This window comes from Streptomyces sp. BE303, assembly GCF_036290945.1.
Taxonomy (GTDB): domain Bacteria; phylum Actinomycetota; class Actinomycetes; order Streptomycetales; family Streptomycetaceae; genus Kitasatospora.
The window spans coordinates 1-499 of sequence record NZ_JAQYWZ010000324.1 but is presented as its reverse complement, the minus strand read 5'-3'; the positions used below and the strand labels follow the sequence as shown (position 1 = coordinate 499).

General features: G+C 72.7%; 1 protein-coding gene. It reads right to left on the bottom strand.

The genetic code is table 11. From position 1 onward, the window contains the following. Positions 1–499: acyltransferase domain-containing protein (locus PUR56_RS03955; RefSeq protein WP_329947856.1), on the bottom strand; the 499-nt coding region annotated here is incomplete at both ends.

Sequence of the window (499 nt, the reverse complement as noted above, 5' to 3'; positions counted from 1 at the left end):
GAACGCCGCCAGCACCTCCGCCTCGGAAGCGCCCACCGCGAGCATCGCCCCTCCCGCCGGAAGGGCCTGCATCAACCTGCCACGCGCCGCGACCAGCGCCGCCGCATCGCCGAGCGACAGCACCCCGGCCACATGCGCGGCGGCAACCTCACCGATCGAGTGCCCCACCAGCACGACCGCCCGCACACCCCACTGCGACAGCAGCGCATGCAACGCCACCACCACCGCGAACAACGCCGGCTGCGCGTACCCGGTCCGGTGTATCAGCTCCTCTTCCGCCAGCAACTCCTCCAGCGGCTGGTCCATATCGGCATCCAGGTGCAACGCCACCTGGTCGAAGGCGACCGCGAACACCGGGAACGCCGCCAGCACCTCCGCCTCGGTATCACCCACCGCGCGCATCGCCCCACGCGCCCGTAGGGCCTGCCTCATCCTGCCACGCGCCGCGACCAGCGCCGCCGCATCGCCGAGCGACAGCTCCCCGGCCACTTGCGCGGCG